Source organism: Chryseobacterium subflavum (assembly GCF_055762745.1).
In genome coordinates this window covers 1906439-1922201 of record NZ_JBVTMR010000001.1, presented here as the reverse complement: position 1 = coordinate 1922201, position 15763 = coordinate 1906439, and the positions used below count along the sequence as shown (strand labels likewise).

Below are 15763 nucleotides of genomic sequence, written 5' to 3'. Positions count from 1 at the left end.
ATTCACAGTAAAAGTTAATACATTTGAACTTTATTTATCAAATGATGTATTTATTTATTGCGATTGCCATCCTGCTTATATTAGCATACTACATAATAACAAGCCGGGAAGTTTTTGGTGCCGAACCTGCTGGAAAAAGACTGGAGAGAATGAAGCATTCAAAGCTTTATAAAGATAAACAGTTTCAAAACCTTAGTTATACACCATCAATTGCTGAAGGCTATAGCATGCCAAAGGTTCTGTATGATTTTTTTGTGGCTAAAAAAGATCCGCTTTTAAAGCCACTGAAAAATATACCATCAGTTCATACCATTTTAAAAGAGATCCCAAAAGACCAGGATGTATTCGTCTGGTTAGGGCATTCATCTTATTTCATTCAGACAGATGGAGTATCCTTTCTGATAGATCCTGTTTTGAGTATGTATGGCTCTCCATTTAAATTTTTTAACAAAGCTTTTCCAGGGTCTGATATTTTCAAACCCGAGGATATCCCGGAACTTGATTATCTTGTTATTACCCATGATCACTTTGATCATTTGGATTATCCTACTGTCAAAAAGATAAAAGATAGGGTAGGAAGTGTTATTTTGCCATTGGGAGTCGGAGCACATTTTGAAAAATGGGGTTATCAAGAAAATATGCTTATTGAAGAAGAATGGGGAGGAATGGCATATTTAAAGAATAATATTAAAATTACTTTTACTCCGGCAAGACATTTTTCAGGAAGAAAAATAAAGAGGAACGGAACATTGTGGACTTCTTACGTTTTGGAAACTCCTACTAAAAAGATATTTTTAGGAGGGGATAGCGGTTATGATACCCACTTTAAAATGATCGGTGATCAATATGGTCCTTTCGATTATGCAATCATGGAAAACGGCCAGTACAATGAAGCATGGAAATACATTCATGCACTTCCTGAAGATGTTATACAGGCGAGTATAGATGTTAATGCAAGGAATATTATTCCTGTTCACTCTTCGAAATTTGCTTTAGCCCTACATCCATGGAATGAGCCATTGCAAAAAATAACAAGTTTAGGTAAGGAAAAAAATCTACGTATTCTTACTCCTATGATCGGTGAAACAGTTAGCCTGGATGAGCAGGATCATCAGTTCAAAGCCTGGTGGGAGGATTGATATCAGGCGTGCCAGATGTCGTTATATCGTTTCGGGTGATTTTCAAACTGTTGTCTTACAAAATCACATTCAGGATCTATCAGCAGGTCCTTTTCCTCTGCGTACCGTACCAGTTCATCTAAAAGCATCTTGGCATATCCGTGTCCTTCGAGTTCTTCATTAAGCTTTGTATAATATACAATTAATTGTCTGCCATCAATTGCTATGGACATATAGCCAGCCTTCTTGTCGTCAATTAATATCTGCAATTCATCCTGATATGGAGATATTTCAAATTTTATATTTTCCATAAGTATTGAAATTAGATTGAGTAATAAATGATCTTGAGAGCCTGAAAATCAGATCTCTTCTTTAAAATTACAAATTATAATCATATAATTCACCAATTTATAAGAAGTTAATCGTTATTTATATTCTTTTCAATTAAGCCAGGCAATAGTTGGTATTTGAACATAATGATCAGTAATCCTACTTATTCTTTCTATAACGGATTTCATAACCTGCATTCCACCGGCAAATTTATTCGTTACATTCTCAGTTGCTTATGATCCTTTAACAAATATTAATAAATGATTTCTTTTGCTTTGGCATTTTAATTGAAATGACATGAACACCGTATTAATCACATTTCACTATATATTCAAATTTTTCTTGATGGCTGTTCGTAAGATCAGTCATTTTTTGTGTCGCAAGAATAAGAAGGAAGTTATTTTGTTTTTGTTTGAATTTTATAACTTTGTCTTATGGAATCATCAGAGTCATTACAGGAATTTTATAACCGTACGCAGGTAAGGGTTTATCCTTCCTGCCTTTCTAATTCCGGACTGGGACATTTTAATGTCTTTTCACGGGATAATTGTGCATTGGTTACTCCTTACAGCAGAAGGGATTTTTATAAAGTATCCCTGATTATCGGGAAAGGAAAACTTCACTATGCGAATAAATGGATCCGTGTGGATAGGCCTGCGCTGCTGTTCTCTAATCCGGTAATACCATATTCCTGGGAAGCTGATGATGATAACCAGACAGGGTGGTTTTGTCTGTTTACCGATGAGTTTCTTCAAAATGGAAGCCGTTTGGGAAACCTCCAGGATTCACCGCTTTTTAAAATAGGGGGAACACCTGTTTTCTTTGTTAATGAAGAACAGCAAAAAACAGTTTCTGACTTATTTGTAAAAATGATGACAGAAATTGATTCTGATTATATTCATAAATATGATATGCTTCGAAGCTATTTACATCTTTTAATCCATGAAACCATGAAGATGAACCCTGCCGAAAACTTTGAGTATCATCAGAATGCTTCACAAAGAGTGGCATCCTTGTTCATGGAATTATTAGAGAGGCAGTTTCCTATCGATAGTCCCGAATCCTATTTAAAACTAAGAACCCCTAATGATTATGCGGAGAGTCTTTCCGTACATGTGAACTCCCTTAATCGCTCCGTAAAGGAGATTACAGGTAAAACAACCACACAACAGATCACTTCCAGGATTATTCAGGAGGCCAATGCTTTGCTGAAGCATACGGATTGGAATATTTCTGAAATTGCTTACGGGTTAGGATTTGAGGAACCTGCTTATTTTACTAATTATTTTAAAAAACAAACAGGAAGAACTCCCAATGCACTGCGAAGTAACTTAGTTTGAATTTTATAATTCTTAGTTTGAATTCTATATGCAATCATCATTGATGTTGTTGTAATTTTGTTTCAGTAATTTAAAACCACAAAAAAATCATGAAATTTAGAAAATTAGGAAACACAGGAGAGCAGCTATCTGCAATAGGTTTGGGATGTATGGGAATGAGCTTTGCTTACGGACCTGCAGATGAAAAGGAAAGCATTGATACATTACACAAAGCATTGGATCTTGGAGTTAATTTCTGGGATACTGCAGACATGTATGCTAACGGAGAAAATGAAAAACTAATTTCCAAAGTGCTTGTTCCGAACAGGGATAAAATATTCATTGCCACAAAATTCGGATTCAGGTTTAAGGACGGTAAAGCTAGCCATAGTGGTGCTCCCGGGACTTATTTTGATGGTTCGCCGGAATGGATCAGACAGGCTGTAGATTTAAGTCTACAACGATTAAAAATCGATACGATAGATCTTTATTATGCACACAGGGTAGATCCGAATGTGCCCGTTGAAGAAACAGTGGGAGCCATGGCTGAACTTGTAAAGGCCGGAAAATTAAAATATATAGGTTTGTCTGAGGCTTCAGCAGAATCTATCAAAAAGGCAAATAAAATTCATCCCATTACTGCGTTACAATCGGAATACTCCATTTTAACAAAAGATGTAGAAAAAGAAATTTTGCCAACCATAAGAGAGCTGGGGATTGCCTTAGTTCCTTATTCTCCACTGGCAAGAGGGCTCTTTGCTAACATTAATGAGGTACAGAATTTTGGAGAAGATGATTTCAGAAGGTCTTTACCACGTTACCAGGAAGAAAGTCTTGAGAACAACAGAAAGCTGGTTCAGGAATTTAATGAACTGGCAAGCTCCAAAGGAATCAAAGGAACCCAGCTGGCTTTGGCCTGGGTACTTAATCAAGGGGATGATATTATTCCTATCCCAGGAACCAAGCGTATTAAATATCTCGAAGAAAATATCGGAGCGATTGATGTAGAACTTTCACAATCTGAACTTGATACTATTGATACGATTCTGAAGAAATATCCAAATGTGGGAGAGAGATATAATGAAGGTTCGATGAAACTGGTTAATAATTAAATAAATTTTAAGTTTGGATTTCTGATTATTCGGAAATCCAGATTTTTTTTGAAAGAAAAATAAAAAGAGGAATGAGAACTCTTAAAGAAAAGAATCAATTGATAGCTACTGTGCTGGCTTTTGCAGTAATTCCGATGTCTGGTCTGGCAACGGATATTTATTTACCTTCTATGCCCAGCATGGCAACAGAACTTCATTTACCTGAAAGCAGTATCCAGCTTACACTTTCTATATTTTTAATCAGCTATGGAATAACGCAGTTCTTTGCCGGTAGTGTTGTAGATTCGTTTGGGCGTTATCCGGTGTCCATTTTTTCACTGGCCTTTTTTGTGATCACTTTTTTAATTACGGCAACGACTAAAAATATTATGGTAATCTATGCGATGCGTGTCCTCCACGGTATGTTATCCGGTTTTGCCGTCGTTTCCAAGCGGGCCTTTTTTGTAGACGTGTACGAAGGAGAACAGCGAAAACATTATTTAAGTATCATGACGATCGTATGGTCTGTAGGGCCTATCATCGCTCCGTTCATCGGAGGTTATCTCCAAAAGAGTTTCGGATGGCAATCCAATTTCTACGTTCTGGCGGGATACAGTTTACTGCTTCTTATTTTAGAACTGGTATTTTCGGGGGAGACTTTAAAGGTACGGAATCCTTTTCGCATCAGTTTCCTGATCCAAGAGTATAATTCCATGTTTAAAACCAAAGATTTTTTCTATGGGATGCTGATGTGTGGGCTTAGTTATGCGATGGTAATATTCTTTAATCTATGCGGAGCCTTTATTATCGAGCATAAAATGGGATATTCTGAAGTTACTGCGGGATATGTTTCTCTGATTTTGGGATTGGCCTGGATGACAGGTGGGTTTTTGGGAAAAGCGTTAATCAACAAGGCCTTTCTGCCTAAGATCCGATATGCTAATTTTATTCAGTTGATTTTAATTATTTTAATGTTCATTTTTTCTTACTATGTAAGTAATCTGTACAGCCTTGTTGCTTTTGCTTTTGCAATTCATGTGACAGCCGGATTTATTTTCAATAACTATTTTTCTTATTGTATCGGACGATTTCCAAGTTCGGCAGGTATTGCCGGAGGATTAACCGGAGGAGTGGCATTTATCATTACTTCAGCCATAAGCTATGGTATTGCAAGTCTTATAAAACCTCAGTTCCAGCTGCAGGTAGCAGAAGGTTACTTTGTGCTGGGTATTTTGGGGCTTTTTATTTTAAGTATGATCAAAATCAGAAAAGCACACATTTAATCATGAATAGAAGAGAACTTTTAAAAAATGGAATTTTAGCAGGAGCTTTTAGTATAATTCCTTTTTCCAGCTCGTTGGCGCGGGAGAAAAATTCCTTCAGTATAAGCGCAGAAGATGATCTTTCCGGAGTGAAAAAAATAAAATTGGACGATCTGGACTTATTTATTCTTACAGATGGATTAATCCATGAGGAAAATCTTAATTCCTTTGCTCCACGTGGAAATATATCTGAATTGAAAGCAATACTCAAAGATAATTTCCGTCCGGAAAATTCGATCGACATGGCAATGAATGTACTGTTGGTTAAAACAAAAGACAGATTGATTCTACTGGATACCGGGATGGGAATTTTTGCCGATAGCAGGACCGGATTTTTATTGAAAAGCCTTAAAAAGGCTGGTTTTTTACCTTCTGATATTACAGATGTATTTCTTTCTCACGCTCATCCTGATCATATAGGTGGAGTAGTGGATAAGCAGAATCAATTGGTTTTTCCAAATGCCCGGTTATTTATTTCAAAAGTTGAATATGATTTCTGGATGAAAGCAACAATCAAGGATTTTGCTAACAGCGCACTAAAGGATCAACCCGAATTTCTTAATCAGATTATTCCTGGCATTCAGAATATTCTTAAAGTGATACAACCTCAATTAAAATTTTATGATCTTGAAAAGATGCTGTATAATCAATTCAGTTTTCAGTTAGCTCCAGGACATACACCAGGTCTTACTTTGGTTACGATTACCTCAGGTAATGAACAACTTCTATATATTGCAGATTTAATGCACTCGGATGTCATTTTATTTCCGCATCCTGAATGGGGATACTTTGGTGATACGGACCTCGATATAGCCATTGCTTCAAGGAAAAAAATACTTGAACAACTGGCGGAAACGAGATCCAGAGCTTTTGCGTACCATTTACCATGGCCCGGTTTAGGGTTTACTAAAAAGAAAGGGAATGCATTTGAATGGGTTCCTGAGGTTTTTATGAGCTAAAAAGAATAAGAAAATCCTACTGAGAACAGTAGGATTTTCTTATTAAGGAGAACTTTGAATTAAAATCCGGGTTCATCAAAGATCAATTCCGGACTGTACATTTTTCTGAACATAAGATATGTAACGGAAAGGACTGAAAATGCTATGATCGCATCGATCGTAGAAGGAAATCCTAGAACGGCAATTTTGGAAAAGAATGCGAAAATAATGTCGAAAAACATTCCGGCGAATACCCATTCTTTTAATCTCAGTAATTTGTTTGGAATTAAAAGTACGGTAACTCCTGCAAGTTTAAAAACACCAAGGATATAAATAAAGTGAGGAGGGTATCCTAGCTGCTGGGTAATATCCCATACTACAGGATTTTTAGTCAATTCAAAGAAGCCACTTGCTCCAAACCATAATGACATAAAGATAGCGCCTGACCAATAGATGATTTTTGTTGTTTTTGTTTTCATTTTTTTATTGTTTTAAATTGTTATGTATTGTTTAATGTGTATGTTATTGAAATGTAGCTTTTGATGCACCTGAGATCTGGCCGGTTTTTGTATTTTGAACAAATCCTATAATTTCCCAGTCTGTGATATTGAAGTTTTCAGGTATTGAAAAAGTAGAAACACCTTCAGAATTATTTTGTAATGGAATCTGAATTTGCTTGTGAACAATTTGCCAGTGATTCAGGTGTCGTCCTTCATTTTCACCTTTTGCAACGTTAGTTGATGCTTTTTTCTGTACCAATGTAAGTAAGAGTTTACTATGAGAATCATTTCCTGATACCTTATAGTGAATATTGATCTGCTTAGAATCGGATTCAGCTTTAAGGTCTATAGAACTGCTTGCTGTGTGGCTTACAGCATTGATAATGGAGTTTTCCACGGCTTCCCTGTCTGATCCTACAAATTGTTGTTTTCCGTTGACAACGAGCTGTGGGGTGTATACCTGGGAATCCAGTATTCTGCTGTATTGCTGTTGGCGCTCTGAATTTTCAATGCTGCTGAATCTGTCTTTCCATCCTAGACGGTTCCAGTAATCCACATGATACGCCAGAATATAGACAGGCTGATCTTTGTTGTTCTCTTTAATTTCTCCCATCAGGGCATCTGCCGGAGGGCAGCTTGAACATCCTTCAGAAGTAAAGAGTTCAAGGACCGCAAAGCCATTGCTTTTACCTGATGCAATTTTTTTAAAGCTTTCATGTGGTTTATCTTTCTGCATAAAGGCAGAAACAGTAAATAGTAAAGCTACAAATGCTCCTACTATGAAAAGTTTTTTAGATATCATTTCTTTTAATTTTTATTCAAAAGTAGATACCTGTGGGAAGCTAAAAAATGAAAAAAGGGCTCAACCAGACAAATCGAAAGGTGAACCCTGAAAAATATAGATTTAAGAAATTAGCTGTTAACGATCTTCCAGCCAGGAAAAGAAACTATGCGTTTTTTCTTTATTGATAAGAAGCTTTTCCGGAGTGTCGATAACTAACTTTACATAGATTTTACGTTGGAAATAATGCTCCATTTCTTTAATAGCGCTGAAATTCACAATATACTGCCTGTTCACCCTGAAAAATTGTTTTGGAGAAACCTGCTCAGCGACCTGTCCCAACGATTGTGAAAGTGAAAATTGTTGTTTATCAAAAGTAACCAGATGGGTCATTTCGTTGTGAATGTAGAAATAGGCTATGTTTTCGGTAAGAATAGTGGTGTATTTTTGATTTTTAAAGACCAGGAAACTACTTTTGGTAGCAGTTTGTGGCTGGGCTATTTTTTGTAAAAGTGCTTCCAGTTCCGGGATTTCTGTTTTCTGGAAAAACTTTTTGAGCTCGTCCACTTTTCGTAATGCCTCTGCAATATCTTCACGTGAAAAAGGTTTTAAAACGTAATCTACTCCTTTACTTTTGAAAGCGTCCAGCATATATTGGTCAAAGGCAGTACAAAAGACCACGGGGCAGGTAATATCTGCCTGCTTAAAAATTTCAAATGATAACCCATCAGAAAGGTGGATGTCCATAAAGATCAGGTCGGGCTTTGTATTGTTCTGCAAAGCTGCCACACTGGATTCTATGCTGTCATAAACTCCGGATATAACAGATTCCGGTTTTAGTTCTTTAATTAAATTCTGTAAGGATTTTGCGGCTCTGAACTCGTCTTCAATGATGATGATATTCATGGATAAATGGTAGTTTTATTTGGAAAATTTGATTGTTATCTAAAATGTCGATTTCCTGGTCCAGAAGATGTTTGTAACGCATATTGACGTTATTCAGGCCAACTCCTAATGAATCTTCCGGAACCAATTTCCGCTGGATAGGATTTTCAATAATGATCTTTTGATCAGCATCATAGATGCTGATATGAAGAGGTTTACTCTGGGAAACAATATTGTGTTTAATACAGTTTTCCACCAGTAATTGCAGGGTAAACGGAGGAATAAGGGTTTTGAGCGTATCTTTACCGAGAGTATCCGTAAAGGTAAATCCGTTACCAAACCTGGCTTTTTGCAGGAAAAGGTAAGAATTAAGTATTTTCATTTCTTCTTCAACGGTGATAAGGTCAAGTTTTCTGCTTTCCAGGGTGAAACGATAAAAGTCAGAAAGCTTGATAATGAAATCAATGGTTTCCTCATCATGCGTTTCCACCATGGATTTAAGCGTATTTAAACTGTTGAAAAGAAAATGGGGATTTACCTGTTGTTTTAATAATTCGTATTGAGCACCTAAATTATCGCTTTTTACTTTTTCTAATTCCAGATGAACCTGCTGGCCGGCGTAATTATGCTGTACAAGATTTAAAAACATATAGAAAACAAGGTTGATAAGGATTCCTCTTACTTCCACCATAAGCATAACAGGTCCGAAATTAATATGGGATAAAATAAGCTGCTGGATCCAGGCCAGGCCAAACATTACAACCATTCCCAGGGCAAGGACAACCAAAAGCCGGGAGTATGAGATTCCCTGACGTTTCTTTGTATTACGATTGAGTAAAAAAATGTTGAGGTACCACATAACAACTGCAAATGCTGAAGTAATGGCTGCATTAACCACAGCTTCCATGAGATTAAAATCATGGGAAGCAAGCTGAGGAACCGAGGAAAGCACTCCCAAAACAATAGAGCTTATCCAGATAACAGCCTGTGATATTTTTATTTTTTCTTGTTGCATTAAGAAGAATTGGATTTAAAAATGTGAAATTAATATTTTTTAATGATAACTATTAAATAAATACAATCTGAGACTGCTGGCGAATCTCAGATTGCATTATTTTTACGGCATAACGACCGGTTGATAGCCCATCATATACTGTATTCTTTGTTCTTTAGTCTGAAAGATGCCGGGTTCCTTTTCGTTATCCAGCTCTTTACGGTAAGAGACTGATCCTTTTATACCGTTTTCAACAGTTTCTACGCTCACCAGCTCACCAGTGATAGTACCTCCGGTATATTGCGGGTTTTCATGATATTTCCAGGTGACAAGTTTCATTTTTGTTCCGGGCAGCGGCTTATCATTTTTATTGGATAAAGATTGAAGGGCCTGGCTGTTTCCGTATAGGGCGGACATCGTCTCTTTTTTCGTATTTAAGGATGAGGCAATGAACTGTAGCCCACCGGCATCAAACACGAGACGAACATGCTCCTTGTCCTTGGAATTTTCAGTTTTGCATGAAATTAAAAAAAGAAAACTTCCTATCATGGCTATAATTATTTTATTCATTTTGTCTGTAGTTTTTCGATTAGATTTTTGGTGTTTACTTTCATCGGTACGTCGAATAAATATCCTGTAGGCTCTGCCAGCTGACGATGACAGGCAATACATGATTCTCTGGCAAATGATGCCGTATTTCCGGTAGGATGAAGATCTTTACCCGAGAATTTGGCGAAACCCCAGCCTTCGGTATCGGTGTATTTTTTTGAATCTTTTACCATAAACTGGGCATTAACAAATTCGCCAGGTCTGATTTCTCCATCAGGAGCTTCTGTCTGTTTCCATACTGCTTTTACGACGATGCTGCCGTCCGGCCATGGATGGAAATTGTCTGTTTCAACTGCTTTTACGGCAATGCTGTTTCCATAGATAACGCGGATGGAATTATCAAATAATGTACTCATACTGATTACTTTCCAGTTTTTAAACTCCGGTGTATATTTTACTCCATTTGGTGAAACCGGAAAACCAGAATGGCTTACAGAAGCTGTTTTTATATCTTGTTGAAGGGGTTTTACCTCTTTTGTGTTTGCCGGTGAAGGACTTTTTCCTGAAAGAGATAGTGTGTATTTTCTGATAACTTCAATATCCTTTGCAGAAACTTTTGCAGATGCATGCAGTAAGGTATATTCGTGAAGAGGCATTTTTCCGGCTTGCATCATATTCAATATGGAATACATTCTGCCTTTGTGTTCACCTGGTGAAACCTTTGACCATTCAGAAAAATTCATGACTTCCCTTGCTCTTTCAACATCCTTTTTTACACCCCATGATATGGGAGCAAGCTGATCATACCAGCTTAGTTTTTGTTCATTAGAATGGCAGTTGAAGCATGATCTTTCCAGAACGGCAATCACCTCGTGCGGTGCTTCAATGGTGCCGGTTACAGGTTTACCTTCAATAGGAGAATTGAAAAGCTGTAATCCTGCAAAGACTCCCACAATAGCTATAAATAATATAGCAATGGGTTTTGTTGTTCTCTTTTTCTTTACTGAATCCATAATCGTTTTATTTTTATGATCCAAAAATAGATTGCTGGCAAAGGAAATGAAACCTAAAAAAAGGTGAACCGGACAATTTAGGGGGTGAAGTAGAATTTATGCCCCAGAATATAAAACAAAAAATACCGGAAGTTCTTCCGGTATATGATATGGAGAGTGTTTAACTATAAAATCATTCCTCCGTCAACGAGAATTTCAGTACCTGTCATAAAGCTTGCTACATGCGAATCGGATAAATAAACAACAAGTTTTGCAACATCTTCAGCAGTTCCCATTTTCTTTAATGGGATAGCATCGATGAGCCACTCATTAATGCCTTTTAGTGTTTCGTCATCGAGACCGGCTTTGGTCATAATTTCAGTTTTTGTAGGACCCGGACTTACCATATTGACCCTGATCTTTCTTGGTGCTAATTCAGCGGCAGCTGTTTTCGCAATAGAATTGAGGGCTGCCTTACTTGCCTGATAAACGGAGCTGTTAGGTTTATAGGTTGTTGCAACATTTGATGATAAGAATACCACAGAAGCACCATCATGTAAAATAGGAGTAAACTTACTCAACGTGAAATAAGCTCCTCTGAAGTTGATATTCATTACATTATCAAAATTATCGGCATCCATATTCTCAATAGAGGTCAATGTGCCCGTAATTCCTGCATTGATAAATAAAATGTCAACTTTCCCGTGTTTTTCTTCAATCTCTTTTTTCAACAGATCAATATCTTCCAGTTTGCCCTGATCTGCAACGAATGGAATTGCCCCCAGTTCTTCAGCTGCTTTTTCAATGGCGTCTTTCCTTCTGCCGGTAATAATTACTTTTGCTCCTTCAGCTATTAATTCCTTTGCTGTGGCATATCCGATCCCACTATTTCCACCGGTCACTACTGCCAGTTTGTTGTTAAATTTATTCATTTCTTAAAATTTTTGACAAAGTTATAGTGAAAATGATATACTTTTGTAATCAGTATCACAGAGTATATCAAAATAAATATTTTAAAATGGAAAGAGATCAGACCGAAGAACTCAGAGCGTTGCAGGATACCTTGTACTTTATAGGTGGTAAATGGCGTATTCCGGTTATCAATTCAATTTGCAATGGTAACAGGCGTTTCCGTGAGATTGAACGTAGTATTCCAGGTATTACAACAAGAATGCTTTCAAAAGAGTTAAAAGATATGGAGATGAATAAACTGGTGACCAGAAATGTATATCCCGATACTCCGGTTTTAATAGAATATATACCCACGGAGTATTGTCGTACTTTCGGGAAGATCATCACGGAAATGATCAACTGGGGGAGGGAGCACCGGAAGGTAATCGTAGATAAGCACAACTAAATAAAAAATCCTCTCAAGTGAGAGGATTTTTACTATTTATTAAATACTTCTACAATAACATTTTCAGGTGGATCTGAATAACCAGAGTTGATATTAATCGCATTTATTGAGCTTAAGGAAACAACCTTATTCCCGTAATTAAATACTTTAAAAGGATATCTTTCGGTACTTATTGAGTTTACTTTTGCATAACTTGTCAGGTTATAAAACTCAATACTTTTCTTATCGGTTCCTGCAATGATGTTACTCGCATCAAAATCATAGCTTGATAGTCCTGAGTTGCCACGTGGCAATTGACCTATATAAACCAGATTAGAATTATAGATAACTCCTTCCATAGCTGTTAAGAAACCATTTCCGGTAGGAAGGGATTCAAATATTCTAGGATTTAAAGGATAATCACCGTGATAGGTATCTTCAAATTTATTAACGAATGTTCCGTCAGCATTATAATTAAAGCGAATAAGATTGGTAGGACTTACATTTGTCGTAATAAAAAAGAAACTAGAGCTTGTATTAGCAATCTTTTTTATTCTACCAAATTGATAGCTTCCATTCTCTGATATCAATTGTTTTGTGGTTCTGTCAAAACATTTTAAAGAAACATTAGAAATAGCTCCAGTTGTTCCATATAATTTATTGTCTGCTAAAACAACACTTTTTAATTCGCTTCCAAAGTTTATTTGATCTTTTAACGATAAATCACTAGGATTGTAGATATATACCCAACCATCATTTCTCGGGACATATAATTCTTTCTGGCCATTATAAGAACCTAAAAATGAATAACCTAAAGTTGCTCCGGTAGATATTTCCTTTGTAATTGTACCAGTTGTTACATCATACTTCATAATATTACCAGTAGAACCCAATATAAACATGCTTCCGTTATCAGCATCAAACAGAGCGTCTACAGGTCTGATATTAAGTAATGGTTTAATGGTAGGCCTTTTATAAGAAACGAGGTTACTTTTTACTGGTTCACCATTAGCAGTATACCCGATTATCTGGTAACCTACATATGAAGAATAGGGAACATTGGCATCTAATTTTACAAATGTAGTTCCATTTTCCTGATTCAGATATTCAGGAGTTCCGTTTTCGGAATTGCTTCTTAAAAACTGAAAACTCTGATACGTATTTTTACCCGTCGTGGTCCATTCTAATCTGACAGTGGTATCATTAACAACTATCACATCTTTTAGAATGATTTTTTCCTCTACGGGCTGCGGTGTAACGACTTCATCTGAATCACCAGAGCATGAAACGGTAAATATTAATGCAAAAAATAAAAACCAAAAACTTTTTAGAGATCTAAATTCCATCAATAATTTCATTTAAAACAGTACTTGGTCTCATAGCTGCATAGGTCTTGTAGGTATCAGTTTTGTAATATCCGTCAATATTTTGAGGTTTACCCTGAGCTGCAATTAATTCCTGGTTGATCACTGCTTCATTCTCTTGCATGCTTGCAGCAACAGACTTGAACTTCTGAGCAATTTCAGCATCGTTGGTCTGATTGGCTAAAGCTTCTGCCCAATACATAGCAAGGTAGAAGTGAGAACCTCTGTTATCGATCTGTCCTACCTTTCTTGCAGGAGATTTATCGGTTGCCAGGAATTTAGCATTAGCTTCATCCAGTGCATCAGCCAACACCTGAGATTTTGTATTTCCCTGAGTTTGTGCCAAATGTTCCAAAGAAGCCTGAAGTGCCAAGAATTCTCCTAAAGAATCCCATCTTAAATAACCTTCTTCAAGAAACTGTTCAACATGCTTAGGAGCAGAACCTCCGGCACCTGTTTCAAATAGACCACCTCCATTCATTAATGGAACGATAGAAAGCATTTTTGCTGAAGTTCCTAATTCCAGGATTGGGAAAAGGTCTGTTAGATAATCTCTCAATACATTTCCTGAAACCGAAATGGTGTCTTTACCTTCCCTTGCTCTTTTAAGAGTTTCAGTCATGGCATCTTTTACGTCAAGGATTCTGATATCTAATCCTGCAGTATCATGATCTTTTAGATATTTTTCTACTTTTTTGATGATTTCTCTGTCGTGAGCTCTTCCTTTATCCAACCAGAAAATAGCCGGTGTATCGGATAGTCTTGATCTGTTTACTGCCAGTTTTACCCAGTCCTGGATCGGAGCATCCTTAGTCTGACACATTCTGAAGATATCATTTTCTTCTACTTTCTGAGAAAGAAGAACGTTTCCTGCTTCATCCTGAACTTCAATTGTTCCGTTAGCAGTAGCCTGGAATGTTTTGTCATGAGAACCGTATTCCTCTGCTTTCTGAGCCATTAAACCTACATTCGGAACAGAGCCCATAGTTGTAGGATCCAGCTTACCATGAGCTTTCATATCATCGATTACTGCCTGATAGAAACCTGCATAAGAACGGTCCGGAATGATCGCTACTGTATCTTCTTCCTTACCTTCTTTATTCCACATTTTACCTCCACCTCTTACTAATGCAGCCATAGACGCATCAACGATGATATCCGAAGGAACATGGAAGTTCGTAATTCCTTTATCTGAATTTACCATTGCTACTCTTGGTCCGTTTGCCAAAGCCGTTTCAATAGCTGCTTTAATTTCAGCTTCCTGAGCATTTCCTTTGATTTTCTCAAAGAGATCAGCAAGACCGTTGTTAGGGTTGATATCTAAAGATTTGAAAGTATCTGCATATTTTGTAAATACATCTTTGAAGAAAGTTTCTACAATAGCCCCGAAAATAATCGGATCAGAGATTTTCATCATAGTTGCTTTCAGGTGAGCAGAAAGAAGAACATTTCTGTTTTTAGCCTCCTCAATCGCTTCCTGTACAAAAGATTTCAAAGCGTTCAGGTTCATCACTGAAGAATCAATAACTTCTCCTGCTTCAAGGCTTGCAAAATCTTTCAGGACTTTTTCAGAACCATCATTTCCTTTGAAAACGATTTTGTATTTTGTAGCATTTTCAAGAGTTGTTGAAGTTTCAGTACCATAGAAGTCTCCGTTATTCATATGGGCAACATCAGTTTTACTGTCAGAAGCCCAGTCTCCCATTCTGTGAGGGTTTGCTTTTGCGTAGTTTTTAACAGCTTTTGGTGCACGTCTGTCAGAATTCCCTTCTCTTAACACAGGGTTTACGGCACTTCCTAAAACTTTTGCATATTTTGCTTTAATCGCCTTTTCCTCATCATTTTTAGGCTCAGAAGGATAGTTTGGAACCGCAAAGCCTTTGGATTGTAGTTCTGCAATAGCTCCATCAAGCTGAGGTACAGAAGCGGAAATATTCGGTAACTTGATAATATTAGCATCCGGTGTTGTTGCAATCTGGCCCAATTCAGCCAAAGCATCACCAATTCTTTGATCTTCTTTTAAGAACTCCGGGAAGTTGGCAAGGATCCTTCCTGCCAAAGAAATATCCGGAACGGCGATTTCAATATTTGCTGATTTTGTAAATGCCTTTACGATAGGTAAAAACGAGTGTGTAGCCAGCATTGGAGCTTCATCCGTTAATGTGTAGTAGATTTTTGATTTTTCTGACATTATACTGTTATTTATTATTTGATTTTTTAACTCCCACAAATTTAGTTAAAATT

Annotated in this window: 16 protein-coding genes; 6 read left to right on the top strand and 10 right to left on the bottom strand. The window is 37.0% G+C overall.

Going from position 1 to position 15763, the window contains the following annotated elements:
- Nucleotides 1-41 precede the first annotated feature (41 nt).
- Entirely contained in the window at nt 42-1139 is a 1098-nt protein-coding gene (locus AC0INN_RS08525; protein WP_273648333.1) for an MBL fold metallo-hydrolase, read from the top strand.
- A gap of 2 nt (nt 1140-1141) precedes the next feature.
- On the opposite strand, the gene AC0INN_RS08520 is transcribed toward AC0INN_RS08525, so the two are convergent.
- Nucleotides 1142-1429 (bottom strand): GNAT family N-acetyltransferase, encoded by a 288-nt coding sequence (locus AC0INN_RS08520; RefSeq protein WP_172278880.1) that lies wholly within the window; start codon nt 1427-1429, stop codon nt 1142-1144.
- A 453-nt stretch (nt 1430-1882) separates the two neighbouring features.
- On the opposite strand from AC0INN_RS08520, the gene AC0INN_RS08515 reads away from it, so the two are divergent.
- The 4 genes from AC0INN_RS08515 (at nt 1883) to AC0INN_RS08500 (ending at nt 6139) form a co-directional block, all read left to right on the top strand.
- Entirely contained in the window at nt 1883-2788 is a 906-nt protein-coding gene (locus tag AC0INN_RS08515) for a helix-turn-helix domain-containing protein (protein WP_172278878.1), read from the top strand.
- 89 nt (nt 2789-2877) lie between these two features.
- A complete protein-coding gene (locus AC0INN_RS08510) occupies nt 2878-3879 on the top strand; it encodes an aldo/keto reductase (protein WP_273648332.1) in 1002 nt (333 codons plus the stop codon).
- Nucleotides 3880-3950: 71 nt separating this feature from the next.
- Complete coding sequence (locus tag AC0INN_RS08505) at nt 3951-5141, top strand: MFS transporter (RefSeq protein ID WP_273648331.1); 1191 nt, start codon at nt 3951-3953, stop codon at nt 5139-5141.
- A 2-nt stretch (nt 5142-5143) separates the two neighbouring features.
- Nucleotides 5144-6139, top strand: coding sequence for an MBL fold metallo-hydrolase (locus AC0INN_RS08500; RefSeq protein ID WP_273648330.1), 996 nt, complete (start codon nt 5144-5146; stop codon nt 6137-6139).
- A gap of 59 nt (nt 6140-6198) precedes the next feature.
- Here the strand turns inward: AC0INN_RS08500 and AC0INN_RS08495 are convergent, their stop codons facing one another.
- The 7 genes from AC0INN_RS08495 to AC0INN_RS08465 form a co-directional block, all read right to left on the bottom strand.
- Nucleotides 6199-6597 (bottom strand): DoxX family protein, encoded by a 399-nt coding sequence (locus AC0INN_RS08495; RefSeq protein WP_172278870.1) that lies wholly within the window; start codon nt 6595-6597, stop codon nt 6199-6201.
- A gap of 43 nt (nt 6598-6640) precedes the next feature.
- Nucleotides 6641-7420, bottom strand: coding sequence for a DUF1223 domain-containing protein (locus AC0INN_RS08490; RefSeq protein ID WP_273648329.1), 780 nt, complete (start codon nt 7418-7420; stop codon nt 6641-6643).
- A gap of 117 nt (nt 7421-7537) precedes the next feature.
- Complete coding sequence (locus AC0INN_RS08485) at nt 7538-8305, bottom strand: LytR/AlgR family response regulator transcription factor (RefSeq protein ID WP_172278866.1); 768 nt, start codon at nt 8303-8305, stop codon at nt 7538-7540.
- Nucleotides 8286-9299 carry a sensor histidine kinase gene (locus AC0INN_RS08480; protein WP_273648328.1) on the bottom strand — a complete coding sequence of 338 codons (1014 nt, stop codon included), beginning with the start codon at nt 9297-9299 and terminating at the stop codon, nt 8286-8288. The genes AC0INN_RS08485 and AC0INN_RS08480 overlap by 20 nt, the downstream gene beginning before the upstream one ends.
- Nucleotides 9300-9401: 102 nt before the next feature.
- Nucleotides 9402-9848, bottom strand: coding sequence for a hypothetical protein (locus AC0INN_RS08475; protein ID WP_273648327.1), 447 nt, complete (start codon nt 9846-9848; stop codon nt 9402-9404).
- Complete coding sequence (locus tag AC0INN_RS08470) at nt 9845-10840, bottom strand: heme-binding domain-containing protein (RefSeq protein ID WP_273648326.1); 996 nt, start codon at nt 10838-10840, stop codon at nt 9845-9847. The genes AC0INN_RS08475 and AC0INN_RS08470 overlap by 4 nt, the downstream gene beginning before the upstream one ends.
- Before the next feature lie 164 nt (nt 10841-11004).
- Nucleotides 11005-11751: an SDR family oxidoreductase gene (locus AC0INN_RS08465; protein ID WP_306612698.1), complete on the bottom strand. Its 747-nt coding sequence runs from the start codon at nt 11749-11751 to the stop codon at nt 11005-11007.
- An 86-nt stretch (nt 11752-11837) separates the two neighbouring features.
- Here AC0INN_RS08465 and AC0INN_RS08460 point away from each other — a divergent pair, with 86 nt between their 5' ends.
- Nucleotides 11838-12176: a winged helix-turn-helix transcriptional regulator gene (locus AC0INN_RS08460; protein ID WP_306612695.1), complete on the top strand. Its 339-nt coding sequence runs from the start codon at nt 11838-11840 to the stop codon at nt 12174-12176.
- 32 nt (nt 12177-12208) lie between these two features.
- Here AC0INN_RS08460 and AC0INN_RS08455 read toward each other — a convergent pair whose 3' ends face one another.
- Both AC0INN_RS08455 and AC0INN_RS08450 read right to left on the bottom strand, forming a co-directional pair.
- Entirely contained in the window at nt 12209-13501 is a 1293-nt protein-coding gene (locus AC0INN_RS08455; RefSeq protein WP_273648324.1) for a PQQ-binding-like beta-propeller repeat protein, read from the bottom strand.
- Nucleotides 13491-15710 (bottom strand): NADP-dependent isocitrate dehydrogenase, encoded by a 2220-nt coding sequence (locus AC0INN_RS08450; RefSeq protein ID WP_273648323.1) that lies wholly within the window; start codon nt 15708-15710, stop codon nt 13491-13493. Before AC0INN_RS08450 ends, AC0INN_RS08455 begins: the two co-directional genes overlap by 11 nt.
- Between the last annotated feature and the right edge of the window lie 53 nt (nt 15711-15763).